Origin of the sequence: Pseudomonas sp. yb_2 (assembly GCF_043103905.1) — a bacterium.
Classification (GTDB): domain Bacteria; phylum Pseudomonadota; class Gammaproteobacteria; order Pseudomonadales; family Pseudomonadaceae; genus Aquipseudomonas; species Aquipseudomonas alloputida.
In genome coordinates, this window is sequence record NZ_JBICKH010000076.1 from 97,741 (window position 1) to 114,134 (window position 16,394).

The window sequence follows — 16,394 nt, forward strand, 5'->3', positions numbered from 1 at the left end:
TATGCGGGTGCGGATTCTGTTTAAACCAATGTGAAAATTTTGTCACGGCCCTATTACTGGCTATGTCAGTAACGCGCCTAGAGCCGCACATTCCCCCGCGGCCCGGCAATCGCCCAGATCACCAGCCCCACCACCGGCAACAAGGCAATCAACAAGATCCACAACACCTTGATGCCCACCTCGCTGCCACTCTTGATCACGTTGAGAATGGCCCAGATATCCAGCGCCAGAATGATCAGCCCGACCAGGCTGTTGAAGGTAGATCCCATGTCTGATTTCCTGTCCAGAGGCTTTGCTGCACAGCATAGTCAGCTATCGCGCCAATAGAAGGGAATCCTTGGCGGATGTCGCAGGTCCCTCGGTAGACTGACTGCATTCACTGATTCGAGGTTCGCATGCCACCCACCCACAGCCAAAGCGCCGCCCCCTCTTCACTGCTGCAGGCCTGGCGCCAGCAGGTTACCGATACCCCCTGGCTCAGCGCCGGCCTGGGGCTGAGCCTGCTGGCGGTGTGCGTGCTGCTGGCCGCCAGCCTCTGGAACGCGGTGAACGGCGACCATGCCGACAACCTGCACCTGGCCATGCTGGGCGGGTTGTCGGGCTTTGGCGCCACCGCACTGGGCGCCGTGCTGGCGGTGGTGCTGCGCGATGTCAACGCGCGCACCCAGGATGTGATGCTGGGCTTTGCTGCCGGCATGATGCTGGCCGCCAGCTCGTTTTCGCTGATTCTGCCAGGCCTGGAGGCTGCCCGCGAGATCACGGGCAATGGCCCGGCCGCCGCGTTTACCGTGGTGCTGGGCATGGGCCTGGGTGTGCTGCTGATGCTGGGCCTGGACCGCTTCACCCCGCATGAACACGAAAGCACCGGCCCGTGCGGGCCCGAAGCCGAGCGCATCAGCCGGGTGTGGCTGTTTGTGCTGGCGATCACCCTGCACAACCTGCCTGAAGGCATGGCGATTGGCGTGAGCTTTGCCAATGGCGACATGAACATCGGCCTGCCGCTGACCAGTGCCATCGCCATCCAGGACATCCCCGAGGGGCTGGCCGTGGCACTGGCCTTGCGCGCCACCGGGCTTTCTAACCTGAAGGCCGCGTTGGTGGCGATAGGGTCGGGCCTGATGGAGCCGCTAGGGGCGGTGATCGGGCTGGGGATTTCTACCGGCTTTGCCCTCGCCTACCCGATCAGCATGGGGCTGGCGGCAGGGGCGATGATCTTTGTGGTCAGCCACGAGGTGATCCCCGAAACCCACCGCAACGGGCACCAGACAGCGGCGACCCTGGGGTTGATGGGCGGGTTTGCGGTAATGATGTTTCTCGACACTGCGCTGGGCTGAAGATTGATGTTTCGTGAGCCGGCCTCTTCGCGGGCTCGCCCGCTCCCACAGGGTTATCACAGGGCCTGATGCGCTGGAGTACCTGAGGGAGCGGGCATGCCCTCGAACAAGCAATCACTGGTATCAGATGTGGACGGCGACTTTCAAAGCCTCCAGCGCCGGCTCGACCTTGATGCCCAGCTCTGCTCCCAACTCCATTACCCGCGCCAGGTCCTGCTGCCCCACCATGACCATCTGCAGCTCGTCATCCAGCAACTGGCTGAAGTTGAGCAGCACATAACCACCCGCCTCCTTGTTCAGCGCGCCCATCTGCACCTGGATGCGGTTGAGCGCGGTCAGTGGCTCGGTACGGGCCAGTTGCTTGGGCTTGAGGGTAAACGGCACGCTGTTGTCGAACGAATCACTGATCTGCTGGAACAGCTCCTGATAGCTGTCGGCCTGGAACACCACGGTATCCGGCAGGCTGCCCAGCACCACCCATTCGCCCAGGGGAATCGGGAAAGTGTCGTCGTAGTTGATGTCGGGGTTGGCGGCCAGGAAGGCGGTAGGGTCGGCGTAGGCCTGGGCGGCCTCGTCGGCGATACGCTCGATGTCTGCCTCACGCATGCAGCCGGCGCCAATGAGGCTGATGAATTCGAGCAACTGAGTTTTCATGAAAGGGGGCCTGCGACGGGTGAAAAGTCGCCAAGGATAGCCGCAAATGCCCCCTGGCGGTTAGCCGGCCAGCGCTTGCAGGCGCGCGGCAGTGTCTGCTGCGCCCATGGTTTGCGCCGCCATCAGGGCAGTGATGCCGCGGGCATCCTGGTGCGCCGGGTTGGCCCCTTGTGCCAGCAGGTAGTCGAGAATTTCGCTGCGGTTGAACATGGCCGCCAACATCAGCGCGGTGCGACCGTCCTGCGCGGCGGCATCCACCGGCACGCCATGCTCCACCAGCAGGCGAATCATCGCCAGGTCCCCTTTGAATGCGGCACCGGCAATCGGCAGCTGGCCGTTGTCGTTGGCAATCAGCGGGTCGGCACCTTGCGCCAGCAGCACGCGCACCGCCTCGTGGTGACCGTGGTAGCTGGCCAGCATCAGCAGGGTATCGCCCTTGTGGTTACGCAGGTTGGCCGGCAGGCCGCTGGCAAGCAGGCGCCCGAGCATGTCGGCGTCGCCCTGGCGGGCACGTTCGAACACCTGCTCGGCGAACGCAGCGGTTTCGTCATCGGTCATGGTGGCGGGTGCGGCTTGGCTGGACATAGGGAACCTCCTGGCATAATTGATGGCCCAAGTGTTCGTCAGGCATGCCATTGCGGTCAAAGGTTCAGATTCTATGAAGCCGATAGGCAAACCCTGACCCGTGCAAAATGCACTGTGCAAAATGCACGACCGTGCAGCCTGCACGATGCCGCTTCTGGAAATTCCCCGTAACCGCCTGTATTTACTGGGTTTTTCGCCAGCCAGGATTCTGGCACGGTCACTGCAACCATCAACTCATGTCTGCCACACAACAGCCAGGAGTTGATATGGACCTCATCCAGCAAAAGTTCGCATCGGTATTTTCGGCCTATCAGGTGAATACCAAAGCCCGCCCCGATGGCGGTGTACTGCTTACCCTGCGCGCAGCGGATGGCAAGGTTACCCGCCGGGTGCTGACCTACGGGCAATTGCACAGTGCCGAACAGCTGTCCTGGGCGATCAGTGCCATCCGTCGTGACCTGGCCGAAGAGGCCAGTGAATTGCCGGTCATCTCGATGCTGCAGAGCCAGCAGCGGTTTGCCTTGCCGACCTATCGTTGAGATTTGTGTCGCCTGACCTGGCCTCTTCGCGGGTAAACCCGCTCCTACATTGACTGCGCGATGCCTAAGGGCGGCGCAACCGCTGTAGGAGCGGGTTCACCCGCGAAGAGGCCGGCAATGCCATTACAACTCGTCGATCCCCAGAAACGCCCGCGCCGTTACATCCCCGGTAAACCGCGCCTGCATGCCCTGCTCGCTGCCGTACAAGCGCAACGCCAGGCAAAACGGTGTATCACCCAACTCAACCCAGCGCCGCGTCCCGGCCGGCACCAGCAGCTGGTCACCCTTCTCGCACAGCACCGAGTACACCCAGTCCCCCAGCCGCAGGCCAACCTGCGCCCGCCCGCTGACCACGGCAAACAGCTCGTCGGCATCATGCACATGTTCATCACGCACATCGACCTGTGCCGGGTCTTCACCGTCGCGGTTGAGCAGCGCGAAGGCCTTGCTGCCATGCGCCGTCATCAACTCATCCAGATACACGCGGCAAACCTCCAGCACCTCGTCCTGGGCCGTACCCGGGCGCACCCGCAGGCCAGGTTCGGCATGCACAAAGCGCACGCCCTGCTCGGCCAACGTAGCGGCGATGTCGTCGTGGTGAGTCAGCACCTTGTTCGGCAGTGCCGGGCTGGCGGGGTGGAAAACGCTGAGAATGCTCATCAGGGGCGGGTCCTGGTCGGTTGCGAACAAAGGGCAATGATAACGGCTGCGGCCAAGGCTGCGGCACTGGCCATACCAAAGGTGAAGGTGGGGCCCAGCAGCTTCCAGCTGTAGCCTGAGTACAGCGCCCCCAGCGCACCGCCGGTCCCCGACAGCGCTGCGTAAAGCGCCTGGCCCTGGCCCTGCTGGCGGGCGCCGAAGCTGGCCTGGACGAAAGCGATGCTGGCGGCATGGAAGCAGCCGAAGGTGGCCGCGTGCAGCAGCTGGGCGAAGATCAGTACTGCCGGCTCCTGGGCCAGGTTACCCAGCAGCAGCCAGCGCAATGCCGCCAGCAGGAAGCTGACCAACAACACGCGCTGCACGCTGAAACGGGCGAACAGGCGGCTCATGACCATGAACATCAGCACCTCGGCCACCACCCCAAGCGCCCATAGAAGGCCGATGGCACCGCGCGTGTAGCCCAAGTGCTCCAGGTGCAGGGTAAGGAAGGTGTAGTACGGCCCGTGGCTGAGCTGCATCAAGGCCACGCACACGTAGAACGCGATCACCCCCGGGGCACGCAACTGCTGCAGGAAGCCCCCGGTGCCGCTGCGCCCGCCCTGCTCCACCGGCTGGGCATTGGGCACCCACAGGCTGGCGGCGACGATGCCGGCCATGATCGTGACCAGCGCCACCGGGTAGATGTCCAGGCTCAACCATTCGAACAAGCGGCCCAGGCCAACCACGGTGAGGATGAAACCGATCGAACCCCACAGACGTACCTGGCTGTAGCGCGACGTCTGCCCGTGCAGGTGGGCCAGGGTGATGACCTCGAACTGCGGCAGCACCGCATGCCAGAAGAACGCATGCAGGGCCATCACCAGCGCCAGCCAGGCGTAGCTTTTGCCGAAGAAGATCAGGGCGAAGGTGGCCAGGGTGCACAGCGCGCCAAGGCGGACGATCAACAGGCGCTGGCCCGTGCGATCGCCCAGCCAGCCCCACAGGTTGGGGGCGACGCAGCGCATCAGCATGGGGATGGCCACCAGCTCACCAATGCGCGCCGGGGAAAAGCCCAGGTGGTCGAAGTACAGCGCCAGGAACGGTGCGGTGGAGCCCAGCAGGGCGAAGTAGAACAGGTAGAAGCTGGACAGGCGCCAGTAGGGGATGGGTTGCATGGGGTGGCCTTGTGGGGACCTGGGCCGGCCTCTTCGCGGGTGAACCCGCGCCTACGCGGATTTCACCCTGTCACTGCACCTGAGGGCAGTGATATCCCAATGTAGGAGCGGGTTTACCCGCGAAGAGGCCGGTGCAGTTGGATCAGCGCTGGCCCAGCACCGGGGTATTCACTTGCACATCGGCATTCTGCGCACGGTGGCGCAGCAGGTGGTCCATCAACGCGATGGCCATCATCGCTTCGGCAATCGGCGTGGCACGGATGCCCACGCACGGGTCGTGGCGGCCCTTGGTGATGACGTCCACCGGGTTGCCATCGACATCGATCGAGCGGCCCGGGGTGGTGATGCTGGAAGTGGGCTTCAGTGCCAGGTGGGCAACGATCGGCTGGCCCGAGGAAATACCGCCCAGAATGCCGCCCGCGTTGTTGCTGAGGAAGCCTTCCGGGGTCAGTTCGTCCCGGTGCTCGGTGCCGCGCTGGGCCACACTGGCGAAGCCGGCGCCGATTTCCACGCCCTTGACCGCGTTGATGCTCATCAGCGCATGGGCCAGCTCTGCATCCAGCCGGTCGAAGATCGGCTCGCCCAGCCCGGGCATCACGCCTTCTGCGACCACGGTGATCTTGGCGCCCACCGAATCCTGGTCTCGGCGCAGTTGGTCCATGTAGGCCTCCAGCTCAGGTACTTTGTCCGGATCGGGGCTGAAGAAAGCGTTCTGCTCCACCGACTCCCAGGTCTTGAACGGGATTTCGATCGGGCCCAGCTGGCTCATGTAGCCACGCACGGTGATGCCCTGGGTGGCCAGGAACTTCTTGGCGATAGCGCCGGCGGCCACGCGCATGGCGGTTTCACGGGCCGAGCTGCGGCCACCACCGCGGTAGTCGCGGATACCGTACTTGTGGTGGTAGGTGTAGTCGGCGTGGGCCGGGCGGAACAGGTCCTTGATGGCCGAGTAGTCCTTGGACTTCTGATCGGTATTGCGGATCAGCAGGCCGATCGAGCAGCCGGTGGTGCGGCCTTCGAACACGCCGGAAAGGATTTCCACCTCGTCGGCTTCCTGGCGCTGGGTGGTGTGCCGGCTGGTGCCGGGCTTGCGCCGGTCAAGGTCGTGCTGCAGGTCGGCGAGGGAAATTTCCAGGCCCGGAGGGCATCCATCGACAATGGCGACCAACGCCGGGCCATGGCTCTCGCCAGCGGTGGTGACAGTGAACAGCTTGCCGTAGGTATTGCCGGACATGGACGCTCCGCGAGTTCTGCCTGAAATGGACGAAAGCAGCAGTATACAGATGCTTTGATCGCCTGTGCGGGCCTCTTCGCGGGCATGCCCGCTCCCACAGGATCACCACAGATCCGAATGCTGTGAAATACCTGTGGGAGCGGGCGTGCCCGCGAAAGGGCCGAACCTGCCATTCGCTTCCCAGAACCTTCCCGCAAACATTGGGTCAAACCCACATCTCCCCATGTAGTACCGCATGATGTCGCGCCTCGTCGCCTTGCTCTTCCTGCTGTGCACCGGCCTGGCCCAGGCCGCCGCCCCCACTGTACTGCAACGCCCGATCGACCTGGACACCGGCCAGGGCGTGCTGCACGGCAGCCTGCTGCTGCCGCAACAGGCCACCCCGCCGCCAGTGGTGCTGATCATCGCCGGCTCCGGCCCCACCGACCGCGACGGTAACAACCCGGCGTCGGGCCGGGTCGACAACCTGAAGCGCCTGGCCCTGCTGCTGGCCAACGAACACATTGCCAGCGTGCGTTACGACAAGCGCGGGGTGGCCGCCAGCCAGCCGGCCACGCCTGACGAGCGTGACCTCAGCGTGGAGCGCTACGTGGCCGATGTGGTCGCCTGGAGCCGCAAGCTCAAAGCCGACCCGCGCTTCGGCCCGCTTATCCTGATTGGCCACAGCGAAGGCGCACTGATTGCCAGCCTGGCCGCCGAGCAGGCTGGCGCCAGCGCAGTCATCACCCTGGCCGGCAGCGGCCGGCCGCTGGCCGAGGTGCTGCACGAACAACTGGCCCAGCGCCTGCCGCCCGCGCAACTGGCCGGTGGCAGTGCCCTGCTCGACCGCCTGCAGGCCGGGCAGACCAGCCTGGATGTGCCAGCGCCGTTGCGCCAGGTGTTTCGCCCCAGCGTGCAGCCGTACCTGATTTCGCTGTTCCAGCAAAACCCGGCAGCCGCCTTTGCCCGCCTGCCCATGCCCGCGCTGATCGTGCAGGGGCGCAACGACGTGCAGGTGGACGTAGCCGACGCCCAACGGCTGAAAGCGGCCAAGCCAGATGCACAACTGGTCCTGATCGATGGCATGAACCACATGCTGCGCATCAGCCCCAAGGGCATGAGCCAGCAGCGCGACAGCTATCTCAACCCCGAGCTGCCGCTGGCGCGTGAGCTGGGCGAGCGAATTGTGACGTTCATCCAGCATTTGCCTTCGGCGTAAGTCAAACAGGCTCAGGTCTCAGCCATGCCTGCCGATACAGCAGGCATAGCTGAGGACAAGCCCTGATGACCACCTCCCCCACCGCCGTCGAGCCGGCCGAAGAACCCCAGGAAACCCCCGCCCTGCCCTGGGCCGAGCTGACCGCCGAACATTTCCAGCTGCTACGCCTGGCAGCACTGCCGACCGACCGCAGCACCGGCGCGCGGCCGCTGCGTTTTGTGCAGTTCGGCTATGCCGAGCGCCATGACAAGGCACACAGCCTGCTGCGCATGGAAATCCAGTTGCCTGGCCAGAAGGTGCACAAAGAGCAGAACCGCCTGGACATCCGCGTCGACCATGCTGAGCGCCTGGTACGCATTGGTAATGAACATGGCCTGCAACTGGAACCGGTGAACCGTGGCATCGGCCGTTTCATGCTGGCCCAGGCCGCACAGTGGTTGCAGCGCAAGTGGTCGCACTACCGGGTGGAAGGCATGGCGCTGCCGAGCAAGGACGCCCTGAACGAGGACTCACGCCTGCGCCGAGACCAGTGCTTGCGCGGGGTGGGTATCGAGGTGCAGTACGAGGACAGCCAGCACCTCAAGGGCCGTATCGCGGATATGACGGTGGGCCAGCTGAAGGCCGCCTGGAGCAGCGAGCGCCTGCAGCGGGTGGAGATTCTGGATGCCGCCAGCCTGCTGCAGCAGGCCGACCAGCAACTGCAGGAAAAGGAAGGGCAACTGCGCGAGCGGGATGAGCGCGTGGCCAAATACCAGCGCGAAGACGGCGGATTGCGTTTCACCATTACCTGCCTGGTGGCGTTTGCCGTGTTCCAGGCAGGGCTATTGATCTGGATTGCAACCCGCTAAGACCGCATCAGCCGGGGGAAATTAGGGCCGCTTCGCGGCCCCAAATAGCCTAAACGCGGGCCTTGAACAATTCCTGATGCTGGCGGCACTGCTCGGCGGTGAGCATGAACACCCCATGCCCGCCCCGCTCGAACTCCAGCCAGGCAAAGTCCACCTCGGGGTACAACGCCTCGACATGCACCTGGCTGTTGCCCACTTCGACAATCAGCAAACCCTTCTCGGTCAGGTGGTCAGCCGCTTCGGCCAGCATCCGCCGTACCAGGTCCAGGCCGTCGCTGCCGCAGGCCAGGCCCAGTTCGGGCTCATGGTGGTACTCGGCCGGCATGTCGTCGAAGTCTTCGGCGTCGACATACGGCGGGTTGGACAGGATCAGGTCGAAACGCTGCCCCGGCAAACCGCCAAAGCCATCGCCCTGCACGGTGTACACGCGCCCGTCCAGGCCATGCCGTTCGATGTTCTGGTTGGCCACTTCAAGGGCCTGGAACGACAGGTCGGCCAACACCACCTCGGCCTCGGGGAACACGTCGGCGGCGACGATGCCGATGCAACCCGACCCCGTGCACAGGTCCAGAATGCGCGCCGGCTCGCTGGCCAGCCACGGCTCGAAACGTTTTTCGATCAGCTCACCAATGGGCGAACGCGGCACCAGCACCCGCTCGTCGACGATGAACGACATGCCGCAGAACCAGGCCTCGCCCAGCAGGTAGGCGGCCGGTACACGTTCTTCGATACGGCGTTTGAGCAGGTGCTGAAGGCGTACCCGCTCATCGTCCTCGAGCATGCAGTCCAGGTAGCTGTCGGCCACCTCCCATGGCAGGTGCACCGCACCCAGCACCAGCAGGCGGGCTTCGTCCCAGGCGTTGTCGGCACCGTGACCGAAGAACAGGTCATGCTCGTGGAAGCGGCTGACCGCCCAGCGGATGTAGTCGCGCAGCGTGCGCAGACGAGATGTGATCACGGGGTACTCCTATTTTCAGACCGGACAAAAGTCTAACAGCCCCACCCGCACATTTGTTCCTTTGCCTTGCCCAAAGGCTAGCCACAGGCCAGTAACCACGCCGCTTGCGTTGTCAACCATTCCCATTGGCGCCAAGGCAGGGGAGAATAGGTATACAAAAGCCCTATCCAAGGAGCCCTTGATGTCCGTTCCAACCACGATGTTTCGCCTCACTGGCCGCGACTATCCGCCGGCCAAGCTGAGCCACGCCAGCCTGATCATCATCGATGCACAAAAGGAGTACCTCAGTGGTCCCCTGAAGCTGTCGGGCATGGACGAGGCCGTGGCCAACATCGCCAGGTTGCTCGACGCCGCCCGTAAAAGCGGCCGTCCGATCATCCATGTTCGCCACCTGGGCACTGTTGGTGGCCGTTTCGACCCCCAGGGGCCGGCTGGCCAGTTCATTCCGGGGCTGGAGCCGCTGGAAGGTGAAATCGTCATCGAAAAGCGCATGCCCAATGCGTTCAAGAACACCAAGCTGCACGAAACATTGCAGGAGCTGGGCCACCTGGACCTGATCGTCTGTGGTTTCATGAGCCATTCCAGCGTCAGCACCACCGTTCGCCGCGCCAAGGACTATGGTTATCGGTGCACCCTGGTAGAAGACGCGTCGGCCACCCGTGACCTGGCATTCAAGGACGGCGTCATTCCGGCCGCGCAGATTCACCAGTGCGAAATGGCCGTGATGGCTGACAACTTCGCTTGCGTGGCCCCCACCGCCAGCCTGATCTGAGCGGCTTGCAGGACCGCCCGGCAGCCGGGCGGAACCCGATGGGCAGCAGCAGGTCGAATTCCGGATATCCACCGAGGAGAGCGGAATGAAGCTTAAAGGCAGTTTCGACGCCAAGCGCCTGCGCCCGCGCGAACCGCGTAACTGGGGCGCCCGCCTGGCGGCCGGCCTGTCGGCCCTGCTGGCGACGCTGGGCGTATTGCTGGCCATGGCCGGCGTCGCCGGGCTGCTGGGCAACTACCCTGCCCTGCAGGAACTCAACGCCAACAAACCGTTGTCCAGCATCCTCACCGTGGCTGGCTTGTTGCTGCTGTGGCTGGGCGTGCGTTTCTGGCGGCGCAGCCGTATCCGCTTGCGCCGCGGGCGGGAGCTTAACCTGTCGCCGCACCTGATGAAGAAGCACGATTGATGGTTTTGCGTAACCTGTGCGGGCCTCTTCGCGGGTAAACCCGCTCCTACAGGCACCCCGCCGCCTTCAGGCTCTGTGACATCCCCGTAGGAGCGGGTTTACCCGCGAAGAGGCCCGCACAGGCTGCACACGGCCCCACAGTCGCGTAAACTACGTCGCCTACGTGGAGGCATCATGCAAGACGACGATTTTTCCCTGTTCAAGGCCGAAGTGCGCGGCGTAAAGCCGATCAGCCACGACCGTGCCGAAGTCGGCAAGCCCAAGGCCGACCGCCAGAAGCTGGCCGGCCTGCGCCAGGCGGCGACCGTGCGCAGTGACAAGGCTTTGGTCATCGATGGCATGTCCGACCAGTTCGTCATCGACGTAGGCGCCGAAGACGAGCTGATGTGGCGCCGCGATGGCGTGCAGGAAGGCCAGCTGCGCAAGCTGAAGCTGGGGCAGATTCCGTTCGAGGGCAGCCTCGACCTGCACGGCATGACGGTGGAAAAGGCCCGCGAAACCTTGTGGGACTTCATCGCCGAAGCCACAAAACTGGAGGTGCGCTGCGTGCGGGTGACCCACGGCAAGGCCGCGCGCCTGGACGGCAAGCGCCCGATGATCAAAAGCCACGTCAACACCTGGCTGCGCCAGCACCCGCAAGTGCTCGGTTTTGCCTCGTGCAGTGCCCGTCACGGCGGCACTGGCGCGGTGTATGTGATGCTGAAGCGAACCATGCTCGAAGGCCGCGACGAGTAACGCCGCGCTTGCAGCGCCGCCCTCACCGCCGTACCCTTCGTTTTTGCGATTTTTTCCCACAGGTAGATCCATGTCCCTGGAACAGAACTACACCGAGATCCTCAGCCAAATTGGCGAGGACGTCTCCCGTGAGGGCCTGCTCGACACGCCCAAGCGGGCTGCAAAGGCGATGAAGTACCTTTGCCGCGGTTATGAGCAAACACTGGAAGAAGTCACCAACAACGCTTTGTTCAGCTCTGACAACAGCGAAATGGTGCTGGTCCGGGACATCGAGCTGTATTCGATGTGCGAACACCACATGCTGCCGTTCATTGGCAAGGCACACGTTGCCTACCTGCCGAAGGGCAAGGTACTGGGCCTGTCCAAGGTGGCACGTATCGTCGACATGTACGCCCGCCGCCTGCAGATCCAGGAAAACCTCAGCCGCCAGATCGCCGAAGCCGTGCAGCAGGTAACCGGTGCCGCGGGTGTGGCCGTGGTGGTCGAAGCCAAGCACATGTGCATGATGATGCGCGGTGTCGAGAAGCAGAATTCGACCATGATCACCTCGGTGATGCTGGGTGAGTTCCGCGACAACGCCGCCACCCGCAGCGAGTTCCTCAGCCTGATCAAGTGATTGGTTGCTGACCCCAAGCCGACCCTTCAGGGTCGGCTTTTGCATTTCAGGAGTTGCCCATGATCGTCAAAGCCCTGCGGGTTGGCCTCGGCCAGCTCATCGTCTTCGGTGACTGGATCAGCCGCCCGGCCAAGCGCAAACGCGACGCCGCCGCCCAGGCCCGCATCGAGCAAGCGGCCAAGGGGCTGGCGCTGTACCAGTTCCACGCCTGCCCGTTCTGCGTCAAAACCCGCCGCACCCTGCACCGTTTGAACGTGCCGGTGGCGCTGCGCGACGCCAAGAACGACCCGGTGCACCGCCAGGCCCTGCAAGAAGGTGGCGGCCGGGTGAAAGTGCCATGCCTGCGCATTGAAGAAGCCGGCAAGGTGACCTGGATGTATGAGTCCAAGGCAATCATCGCTTACCTGGATGAGCGGTTTGCCGCCATCTGACTGACGCTGCAGATCCCTTGTGGGAGCGGGCGAGCCCGCGAAGCAGGCACCGCGGTGGTTGGCACGGGCTGCGCCCGTGTTCGCGGGCACGCCCGCTCCCACAAGGATTGCGCAAGCGCCTGGAAAACAGGTCGGCTTTTAGCCCACCATCGGCACATGCCGCGGGTGGCTGCTGACCCGCTCCAGCCAGGCCCTTACCGCCGGGTAGTCTGCCAGGTCGAACCCGCCCTGCTGCGCCACATGGGTGTAGGCATACAGCGCCACATCGGCAATCGAGTACTGCTCACCCACCAGGTAAGGCGTCATCTGCAACTGTCGCTCCATCACCTTCAGCGCCTTGTAGCCGCCCTTGTGCAACTTGCGGTACTCGTCCAGGCGCTCGTCCGGCAGCCCCAGGTAGAACTGGATGAACCGCGCCACGGCGATGTACGGCTCATGGCTGTACTGCTCGAAAAACTGCCACTGCAGCACCTGGGTACGCAGGCGCGGTTCGCTGGGCAGGAACTCGCTGCCATCGGCCAGGTAGTTAAGAATGGCGTTGGACTCCCACAGGTAGCTACCGTCTTCCAGTTCCAGCACCGGTACCTTGCCGTTAGGGTTCATCGCCAGAAACTCGGGCGTTTCGGTCTCACCCTTGAGAATGTCCACCGGGTGCCATTCATACGGCCGGCCCAGCAGGCTCAACATGAGCTTGACCTTGTAACAGTTACCCGACTGGTAGTCGCCATAAACCTTGTACATCGACCCTCCCTGCAAAGCAGTTTCGCAATTGCGCCCAATATTTGGCGACTGTACGGCTAAAAGCAATGGCCGCTGTATGGCAAGGATCAACCTTGCTCGCTGTAGTCTGAAAAAACTGCTTACACCTTTACAAGGATTTTGTTCATGACCGATGCCACTTCCGCACGCCTGCGGCCCCTGGCAGACACCTCCCCCTCGGCGGTGGTCGCCGGCTTCATTGCCATGCTCACCGGCTATACCAGTTCGCTGGTGCTGATGTTCCAGGCCGGCCAGGCGGCCGGGCTGACCACCGCGCAGATCTCATCCTGGATCTGGGCGCTGTCGATCGGCATGGCGGTATGCAGCATCGGCCTGTCGCTACGCTACCGCACACCGATCACCGTCGCCTGGTCCACCCCCGGCGCGGCGCTGCTGATCACCAGCCTGGGTGGGGTCAGCTATGGCGAAGCCATTGGCGCCTACATCACCTGCGCCTTGCTGGTGCTGGTGTGCGGCCTGACCGGCAGCTTCGAGCGCCTGGTCAAACGCATCCCGGCCTCGCTGGCCTCGGCGCTGCTGGCGGGCATCCTGTTCAAGATCGGCAGCGAAATCTTCGTGGCCGCGCAGCACCGCACGCTGCTGGTGCTGGGCATGTTCTTCAGCTATCTGCTGGTCAAGCGCCTGTCGCCGCGCTATTGCGTGCTGGCCGCGCTGCTGGTGGGCACGGCATTGTCCGGCGCGTTGGGCCTGCTGGACTTTAGCGGCTTCCACCTGGAAGTGGCCAAGCCGGTGTGGACCACCCCAAGCTTCTCGCTGGCGGCAACCATCAGCATCGGCATTCCGCTGTTCGTGGTGGCCATGACCTCACAGAACATGCCCGGCGTGGCCGTCCTGCGTGCCGACGGCTACCAGGTACCGGCCTCGCCGCTGATTTCGGCCACCGGCTTTGCCTCGCTGCTGCTGGCGCCGTTCGGCTCGCACGGGGTCAACCTGGCGGCGATCAGCGCGGCGATCTGCACCGGGCCGCATGCCCATGAAGACCCGGGCAAACGCTACACCGCGGCGGTGTGGTGCGGGATTTTCTACGGCATTGCCGGGGTGTTCGGGGCCACCTTGGCGGCACTGTTCGCGGCATTGCCGAAAGAACTGGTGCTGTCGATTGCGGCACTGGCGCTGTTTGGTTCGATCATGAACGGTTTGACCGTGGCCATGAGCGAGGCGCGTGAGCGGGAGGCAGCGGTGATCACCTTTATGGTGACCGCTTCGGGGCTGACCTTGTTCTCGATTGGTTCGGCGTTCTGGGGGATTGTGGCGGGGGTGTTGGCTTTGGTGATTCTTAACCCGCGTAGGGGGTGAGGGTTGTTGTTGCCTGGGGTGGCCTATTCGCGGGTAAACCCGCTCCTACGACGGGAAATCACAAAACCCGCGAATGGGCCGGCACAGGCAACGAGATTACAACCTGAAATGCCCCACCATGCCCTTCAAATCGGTGCCCAGCTGCGCCAGCTCGACACTGGACCGGGCATTGTCCTGCATCGCCAATGCCGCCTGGTCCGCACTGCCGCGAATCTGCGTGACACTGCGGCTGATCTCTTCCGCCACCGAACTCTGCTGCTCGGCCGCTGCGGCAATCTGCTGGTTCATCTGCTGAATCAATGACACCGCTGCGGCAATGCTGCCCAGCGCACTTTCGGTCTGCAGGGCGTCGGCCACGGCCAGCCGTACCAGCTCGGTACTGCCGCGGATCTGCGCCACCGACTGTTGGGCATTGCCGCGCAGGCTGGCCACCAAGGTCTCGATCTGTTCGGTGGATTGCCGGGTACGCCGCGCCAGCGCGCGCACTTCATCGGCCACCACGGCAAAGCCGCGCCCCTGCTCGCCGGCGCGGGCAGCCTCAATGGCGGCATTCAGCGCCAGCAGGTTGGTTTGCTCGGCCACGCTCTTGATCACTTCCAGCACGTCACCAATGGTGTGGATTTCGGCACTGAGGCTGTCGATGCCGGCGCTGGCAGCTTCTGCCGCCGACGCCAGCTGCTCGATGCGCTGCATGCTCTGGCGCACCACCTGCTGGCCGGTGTCGACCTTCTCGTCCGCGGCCTGGGCTGCCTGCGCCGCCTCCTCGGCATTGCGCGCCACATCGTGCACGGTGGCAGTCATCTGCTGCATGGCGGTCGCCACCTGTTCGGTTTCCTCCTTCTGGCTGCCCACCTCACGGTTGGTCTGCTCGGTCACCGTCGACAACGCCTGGGCGCTGCCGGCCAATTGTTCGATCCCCTGCTGCAAGCCGCTGACAATGCCCGAGAGCCCCGCCGCCATCTGCTGCATGGCCTGCATCAGTTGCCCCACCTCATCCCGGCGCGGCGCCTGGGCGTCGAAGCCCAGTTCACCCGCCGCAATGCGCTGGGCGCGGGCGATCACATGCTTCAACGGGCCGACCACAGCGCGGGTAATCAGCCAGGCCGCCAACACGCCGACAAGCAACGCCAGCGCCGTGGCCAGGCCGATGGCGATGGCATTGCGCTGCAGCTCGCCTTGCAGGGCCTGCTCCTGCCCAAGATAGGCTTGGTCGACACGCCCGGTAACCCGCTCGGCGCTGGCTTGCAACTGCGCCTTCAGCCCCTGCTCGCGGGCCAGCTGGTCGGTGTATTCGTTGAGTTTTTCCGAAAAACTGCCAATGTGCCCCGCCACTTCGCCCAACACACTCTGGTAACCGGCATCGCCAACCGCGCCCTGCAACTGGCTGACCAGGCCAGCGGCCTCCACCGTCTGGGCAATGCGCTCCTGGCTCACACCCTCCTCGCCCTTGCGGCTTTTTTCCAGGCGTACCCGTGCTTCGTCCATGGCCTGCAGCATCAGCCGCGACACCTGGGCCACCTGCGCGGCTTGCTCAAGAAACTCGCCACCCTGCTGGCCCTGGGACTGCTTGAGGGTGTACACGCCGTCATCGGCCAGGCCGGCCTGCAGCACATCAAGGTTGTTGGACACGTTGGACACCGACCAGCTGGCCATGTCCAGCGCCAGCTCCTTGGCTTGCACGGCCTCGACAAAGGCTTCGAAGGCCTGGCCATAGGCCGCAAGATCGGTTTGCGCCGCCGCCAGCGCCGGCAGGCCTCGGGCGCGTTCAACCAAACCCTGCAGGCCGCCACGCAAAGCGTCGGCCTGCTGCATGTCGGAGCGCAGGGCAAACGCCTGCTCATGCTCGCGCAAGCGCAGCAAGTCGGTATTGAACTGGGCCAGCTGACGCAAGCTGTCGAAGCGCTGGCCAACGCTTTGCAACGCCACGACGCCGATGGCCGCCACCGCCAGCGTCAGCAGCAGCACCAAGGCAAAGCCCAGGCCAAGTTTGCGGGCCATGCCCAGGTTGGCCAGCACACCGTGCTTGCTCGTGCCCATCACCGATCCCCTTTCAGCCAGTGAGGTTATCCCGAAGGCTAAGGGTGGCAACGTTATCTGCCAATGAACAAGGGCCTGGCGTCAGAATAGTGTCAAATAGCTATGTCTTGTCGTTTTTGGCTGCAAAAGGGTCGCTTTCAGTGCCAGCTGTAAAAGA

General features: G+C 63.9%; 19 protein-coding genes and 1 pseudogene. 10 read left to right on the top strand and 10 right to left on the bottom strand.

Annotation, left to right across the window (positions count from 1 at the left end; all coding sequences use genetic code 11):
- Positions 1 to 77 precede the first annotated feature (77 nt).
- Entirely contained in the window at positions 78 to 269 is a 192-nt protein-coding gene (locus tag ACF8FB_RS20550; protein WP_003252818.1) for a PLDc N-terminal domain-containing protein, read from the bottom strand.
- Positions 270 to 395: 126 nt separating this feature from the next.
- Here ACF8FB_RS20550 and ACF8FB_RS20555 point away from each other — a divergent pair, with 126 nt between their 5' ends.
- Positions 396 to 1,334 carry a ZIP family metal transporter gene (locus tag ACF8FB_RS20555; RefSeq protein WP_003252816.1) on the top strand — a complete coding sequence of 313 codons (939 nt, stop codon included), beginning with the start codon at positions 396 to 398 and terminating at the stop codon, positions 1,332 to 1,334.
- Between the two features lie 123 nt (positions 1,335 to 1,457).
- Here ACF8FB_RS20555 and ACF8FB_RS20560 read toward each other — a convergent pair whose 3' ends face one another.
- On the bottom strand, positions 1,458 to 1,988 hold the full coding sequence (locus ACF8FB_RS20560) for a hypothetical protein (protein ID WP_392511790.1): 531 nt from the start codon (positions 1,986 to 1,988) through the stop codon (positions 1,458 to 1,460).
- Positions 1,989 to 2,048: 60 nt separating this feature from the next.
- On the bottom strand, positions 2,049 to 2,573 hold the full coding sequence (locus tag ACF8FB_RS20565; protein ID WP_014591974.1) for an ankyrin repeat domain-containing protein: 525 nt from the start codon (positions 2,571 to 2,573) through the stop codon (positions 2,049 to 2,051).
- Positions 2,574 to 2,839: 266 nt separating this feature from the next.
- Between ACF8FB_RS20565 and ACF8FB_RS20570 the strand changes: the two genes are divergently transcribed.
- Positions 2,840 to 3,112 carry a DUF3509 domain-containing protein gene (locus ACF8FB_RS20570; RefSeq protein WP_003252809.1) on the top strand — a complete coding sequence of 91 codons (273 nt, stop codon included), beginning with the start codon at positions 2,840 to 2,842 and terminating at the stop codon, positions 3,110 to 3,112.
- Positions 3,113 to 3,235: 123 nt separating this feature from the next.
- Here ACF8FB_RS20570 and ACF8FB_RS20575 read toward each other — a convergent pair whose 3' ends face one another.
- The 3 genes from ACF8FB_RS20575 to aroC all read right to left on the bottom strand — a co-directional run bounded on the left by ACF8FB_RS20575 (position 3,236) and on the right by aroC (position 6,160).
- On the bottom strand, positions 3,236 to 3,772 hold the full coding sequence (locus tag ACF8FB_RS20575; RefSeq protein ID WP_003252807.1) for an oxidase: 537 nt from the start codon (positions 3,770 to 3,772) through the stop codon (positions 3,236 to 3,238).
- Positions 3,772 to 4,926, bottom strand: a complete 1,155-nt coding sequence (locus ACF8FB_RS20580) for an MFS transporter (protein WP_020192206.1) — start codon at positions 4,924 to 4,926, stop codon at positions 3,772 to 3,774. The genes ACF8FB_RS20575 and ACF8FB_RS20580 overlap by 1 nt, the downstream gene beginning before the upstream one ends.
- 142 nt (positions 4,927 to 5,068) lie before the next feature.
- Positions 5,069 to 6,160 (bottom strand): chorismate synthase, encoded by a 1,092-nt coding sequence (aroC, locus tag ACF8FB_RS20585; protein WP_003252803.1) that lies wholly within the window; start codon positions 6,158 to 6,160, stop codon positions 5,069 to 5,071.
- Between the two features lie 235 nt (positions 6,161 to 6,395).
- Between aroC and ACF8FB_RS20590 the strand changes: the two genes are divergently transcribed.
- Both ACF8FB_RS20590 and ACF8FB_RS20595 read left to right on the top strand, forming a co-directional pair.
- Positions 6,396 to 7,358 (top strand): alpha/beta hydrolase, encoded by a 963-nt coding sequence (locus tag ACF8FB_RS20590; protein ID WP_003252801.1) that lies wholly within the window; start codon positions 6,396 to 6,398, stop codon positions 7,356 to 7,358.
- 65 nt (positions 7,359 to 7,423) lie between these two features.
- Positions 7,424 to 8,206, top strand: coding sequence for a hypothetical protein (locus ACF8FB_RS20595; protein WP_010952861.1), 783 nt, complete (start codon positions 7,424 to 7,426; stop codon positions 8,204 to 8,206).
- 49 nt (positions 8,207 to 8,255) lie between these two features.
- Here the strand turns inward: ACF8FB_RS20595 and prmB are convergent, their stop codons facing one another.
- A complete protein-coding gene (prmB, locus tag ACF8FB_RS20600) occupies positions 8,256 to 9,164 on the bottom strand; it encodes a 50S ribosomal protein L3 N(5)-glutamine methyltransferase (protein WP_020190530.1) in 909 nt (302 codons plus the stop codon).
- A gap of 181 nt (positions 9,165 to 9,345) precedes the next feature.
- Here prmB and ACF8FB_RS20605 point away from each other — a divergent pair, with 181 nt between their 5' ends.
- From ACF8FB_RS20605 to ACF8FB_RS20625, 5 genes are all read left to right on the top strand, one after another.
- On the top strand, positions 9,346 to 9,936 hold the full coding sequence (locus ACF8FB_RS20605) for a cysteine hydrolase family protein (RefSeq protein WP_003252796.1): 591 nt from the start codon (positions 9,346 to 9,348) through the stop codon (positions 9,934 to 9,936).
- Between the two features lie 85 nt (positions 9,937 to 10,021).
- Complete coding sequence (locus ACF8FB_RS20610) at positions 10,022 to 10,342, top strand: hypothetical protein (protein WP_004577080.1); 321 nt, start codon at positions 10,022 to 10,024, stop codon at positions 10,340 to 10,342.
- A 174-nt stretch (positions 10,343 to 10,516) separates the two neighbouring features.
- Positions 10,517 to 11,077 (top strand): Smr/MutS family protein, encoded by a 561-nt coding sequence (locus ACF8FB_RS20615; protein WP_392511793.1) that lies wholly within the window; start codon positions 10,517 to 10,519, stop codon positions 11,075 to 11,077.
- Between the two features lie 70 nt (positions 11,078 to 11,147).
- Entirely contained in the window at positions 11,148 to 11,693 is a 546-nt protein-coding gene (folE, locus tag ACF8FB_RS20620; RefSeq protein ID WP_003252789.1) for a GTP cyclohydrolase I FolE, read from the top strand.
- A 59-nt stretch (positions 11,694 to 11,752) separates the two neighbouring features.
- Positions 11,753 to 12,124, top strand: a complete 372-nt coding sequence (locus tag ACF8FB_RS20625; RefSeq protein ID WP_010952857.1) for a glutaredoxin — start codon at positions 11,753 to 11,755, stop codon at positions 12,122 to 12,124.
- Between the two features lie 138 nt (positions 12,125 to 12,262).
- On the opposite strand, the gene ACF8FB_RS20630 is transcribed toward ACF8FB_RS20625, so the two are convergent.
- Positions 12,263 to 12,865 (bottom strand): glutathione S-transferase family protein, encoded by a 603-nt coding sequence (locus ACF8FB_RS20630; RefSeq protein WP_010952856.1) that lies wholly within the window; start codon positions 12,863 to 12,865, stop codon positions 12,263 to 12,265.
- 144 nt (positions 12,866 to 13,009) lie between these two features.
- Here ACF8FB_RS20630 and ACF8FB_RS20635 point away from each other — a divergent pair, with 144 nt between their 5' ends.
- On the top strand, positions 13,010 to 14,200 hold the full coding sequence (locus tag ACF8FB_RS20635) for a benzoate/H(+) symporter BenE family transporter (RefSeq protein WP_064491199.1): 1,191 nt from the start codon (positions 13,010 to 13,012) through the stop codon (positions 14,198 to 14,200).
- A 96-nt stretch (positions 14,201 to 14,296) separates the two neighbouring features.
- Here ACF8FB_RS20635 and ACF8FB_RS20640 read toward each other — a convergent pair whose 3' ends face one another.
- Together ACF8FB_RS20640 and ACF8FB_RS20645 are read right to left on the bottom strand one after the other, a co-directional pair.
- Positions 14,297 to 15,178 (bottom strand): methyl-accepting chemotaxis protein, encoded by an 882-nt coding sequence (locus ACF8FB_RS20640; protein WP_371264248.1) that lies wholly within the window; start codon positions 15,176 to 15,178, stop codon positions 14,297 to 14,299.
- A gap of 27 nt (positions 15,179 to 15,205) precedes the next feature.
- Positions 15,206 to 16,237, bottom strand: a pseudogene (locus tag ACF8FB_RS20645) (methyl-accepting chemotaxis protein); the annotation flags it as partial.
- Positions 16,238 to 16,394 lie beyond the last annotated feature (157 nt).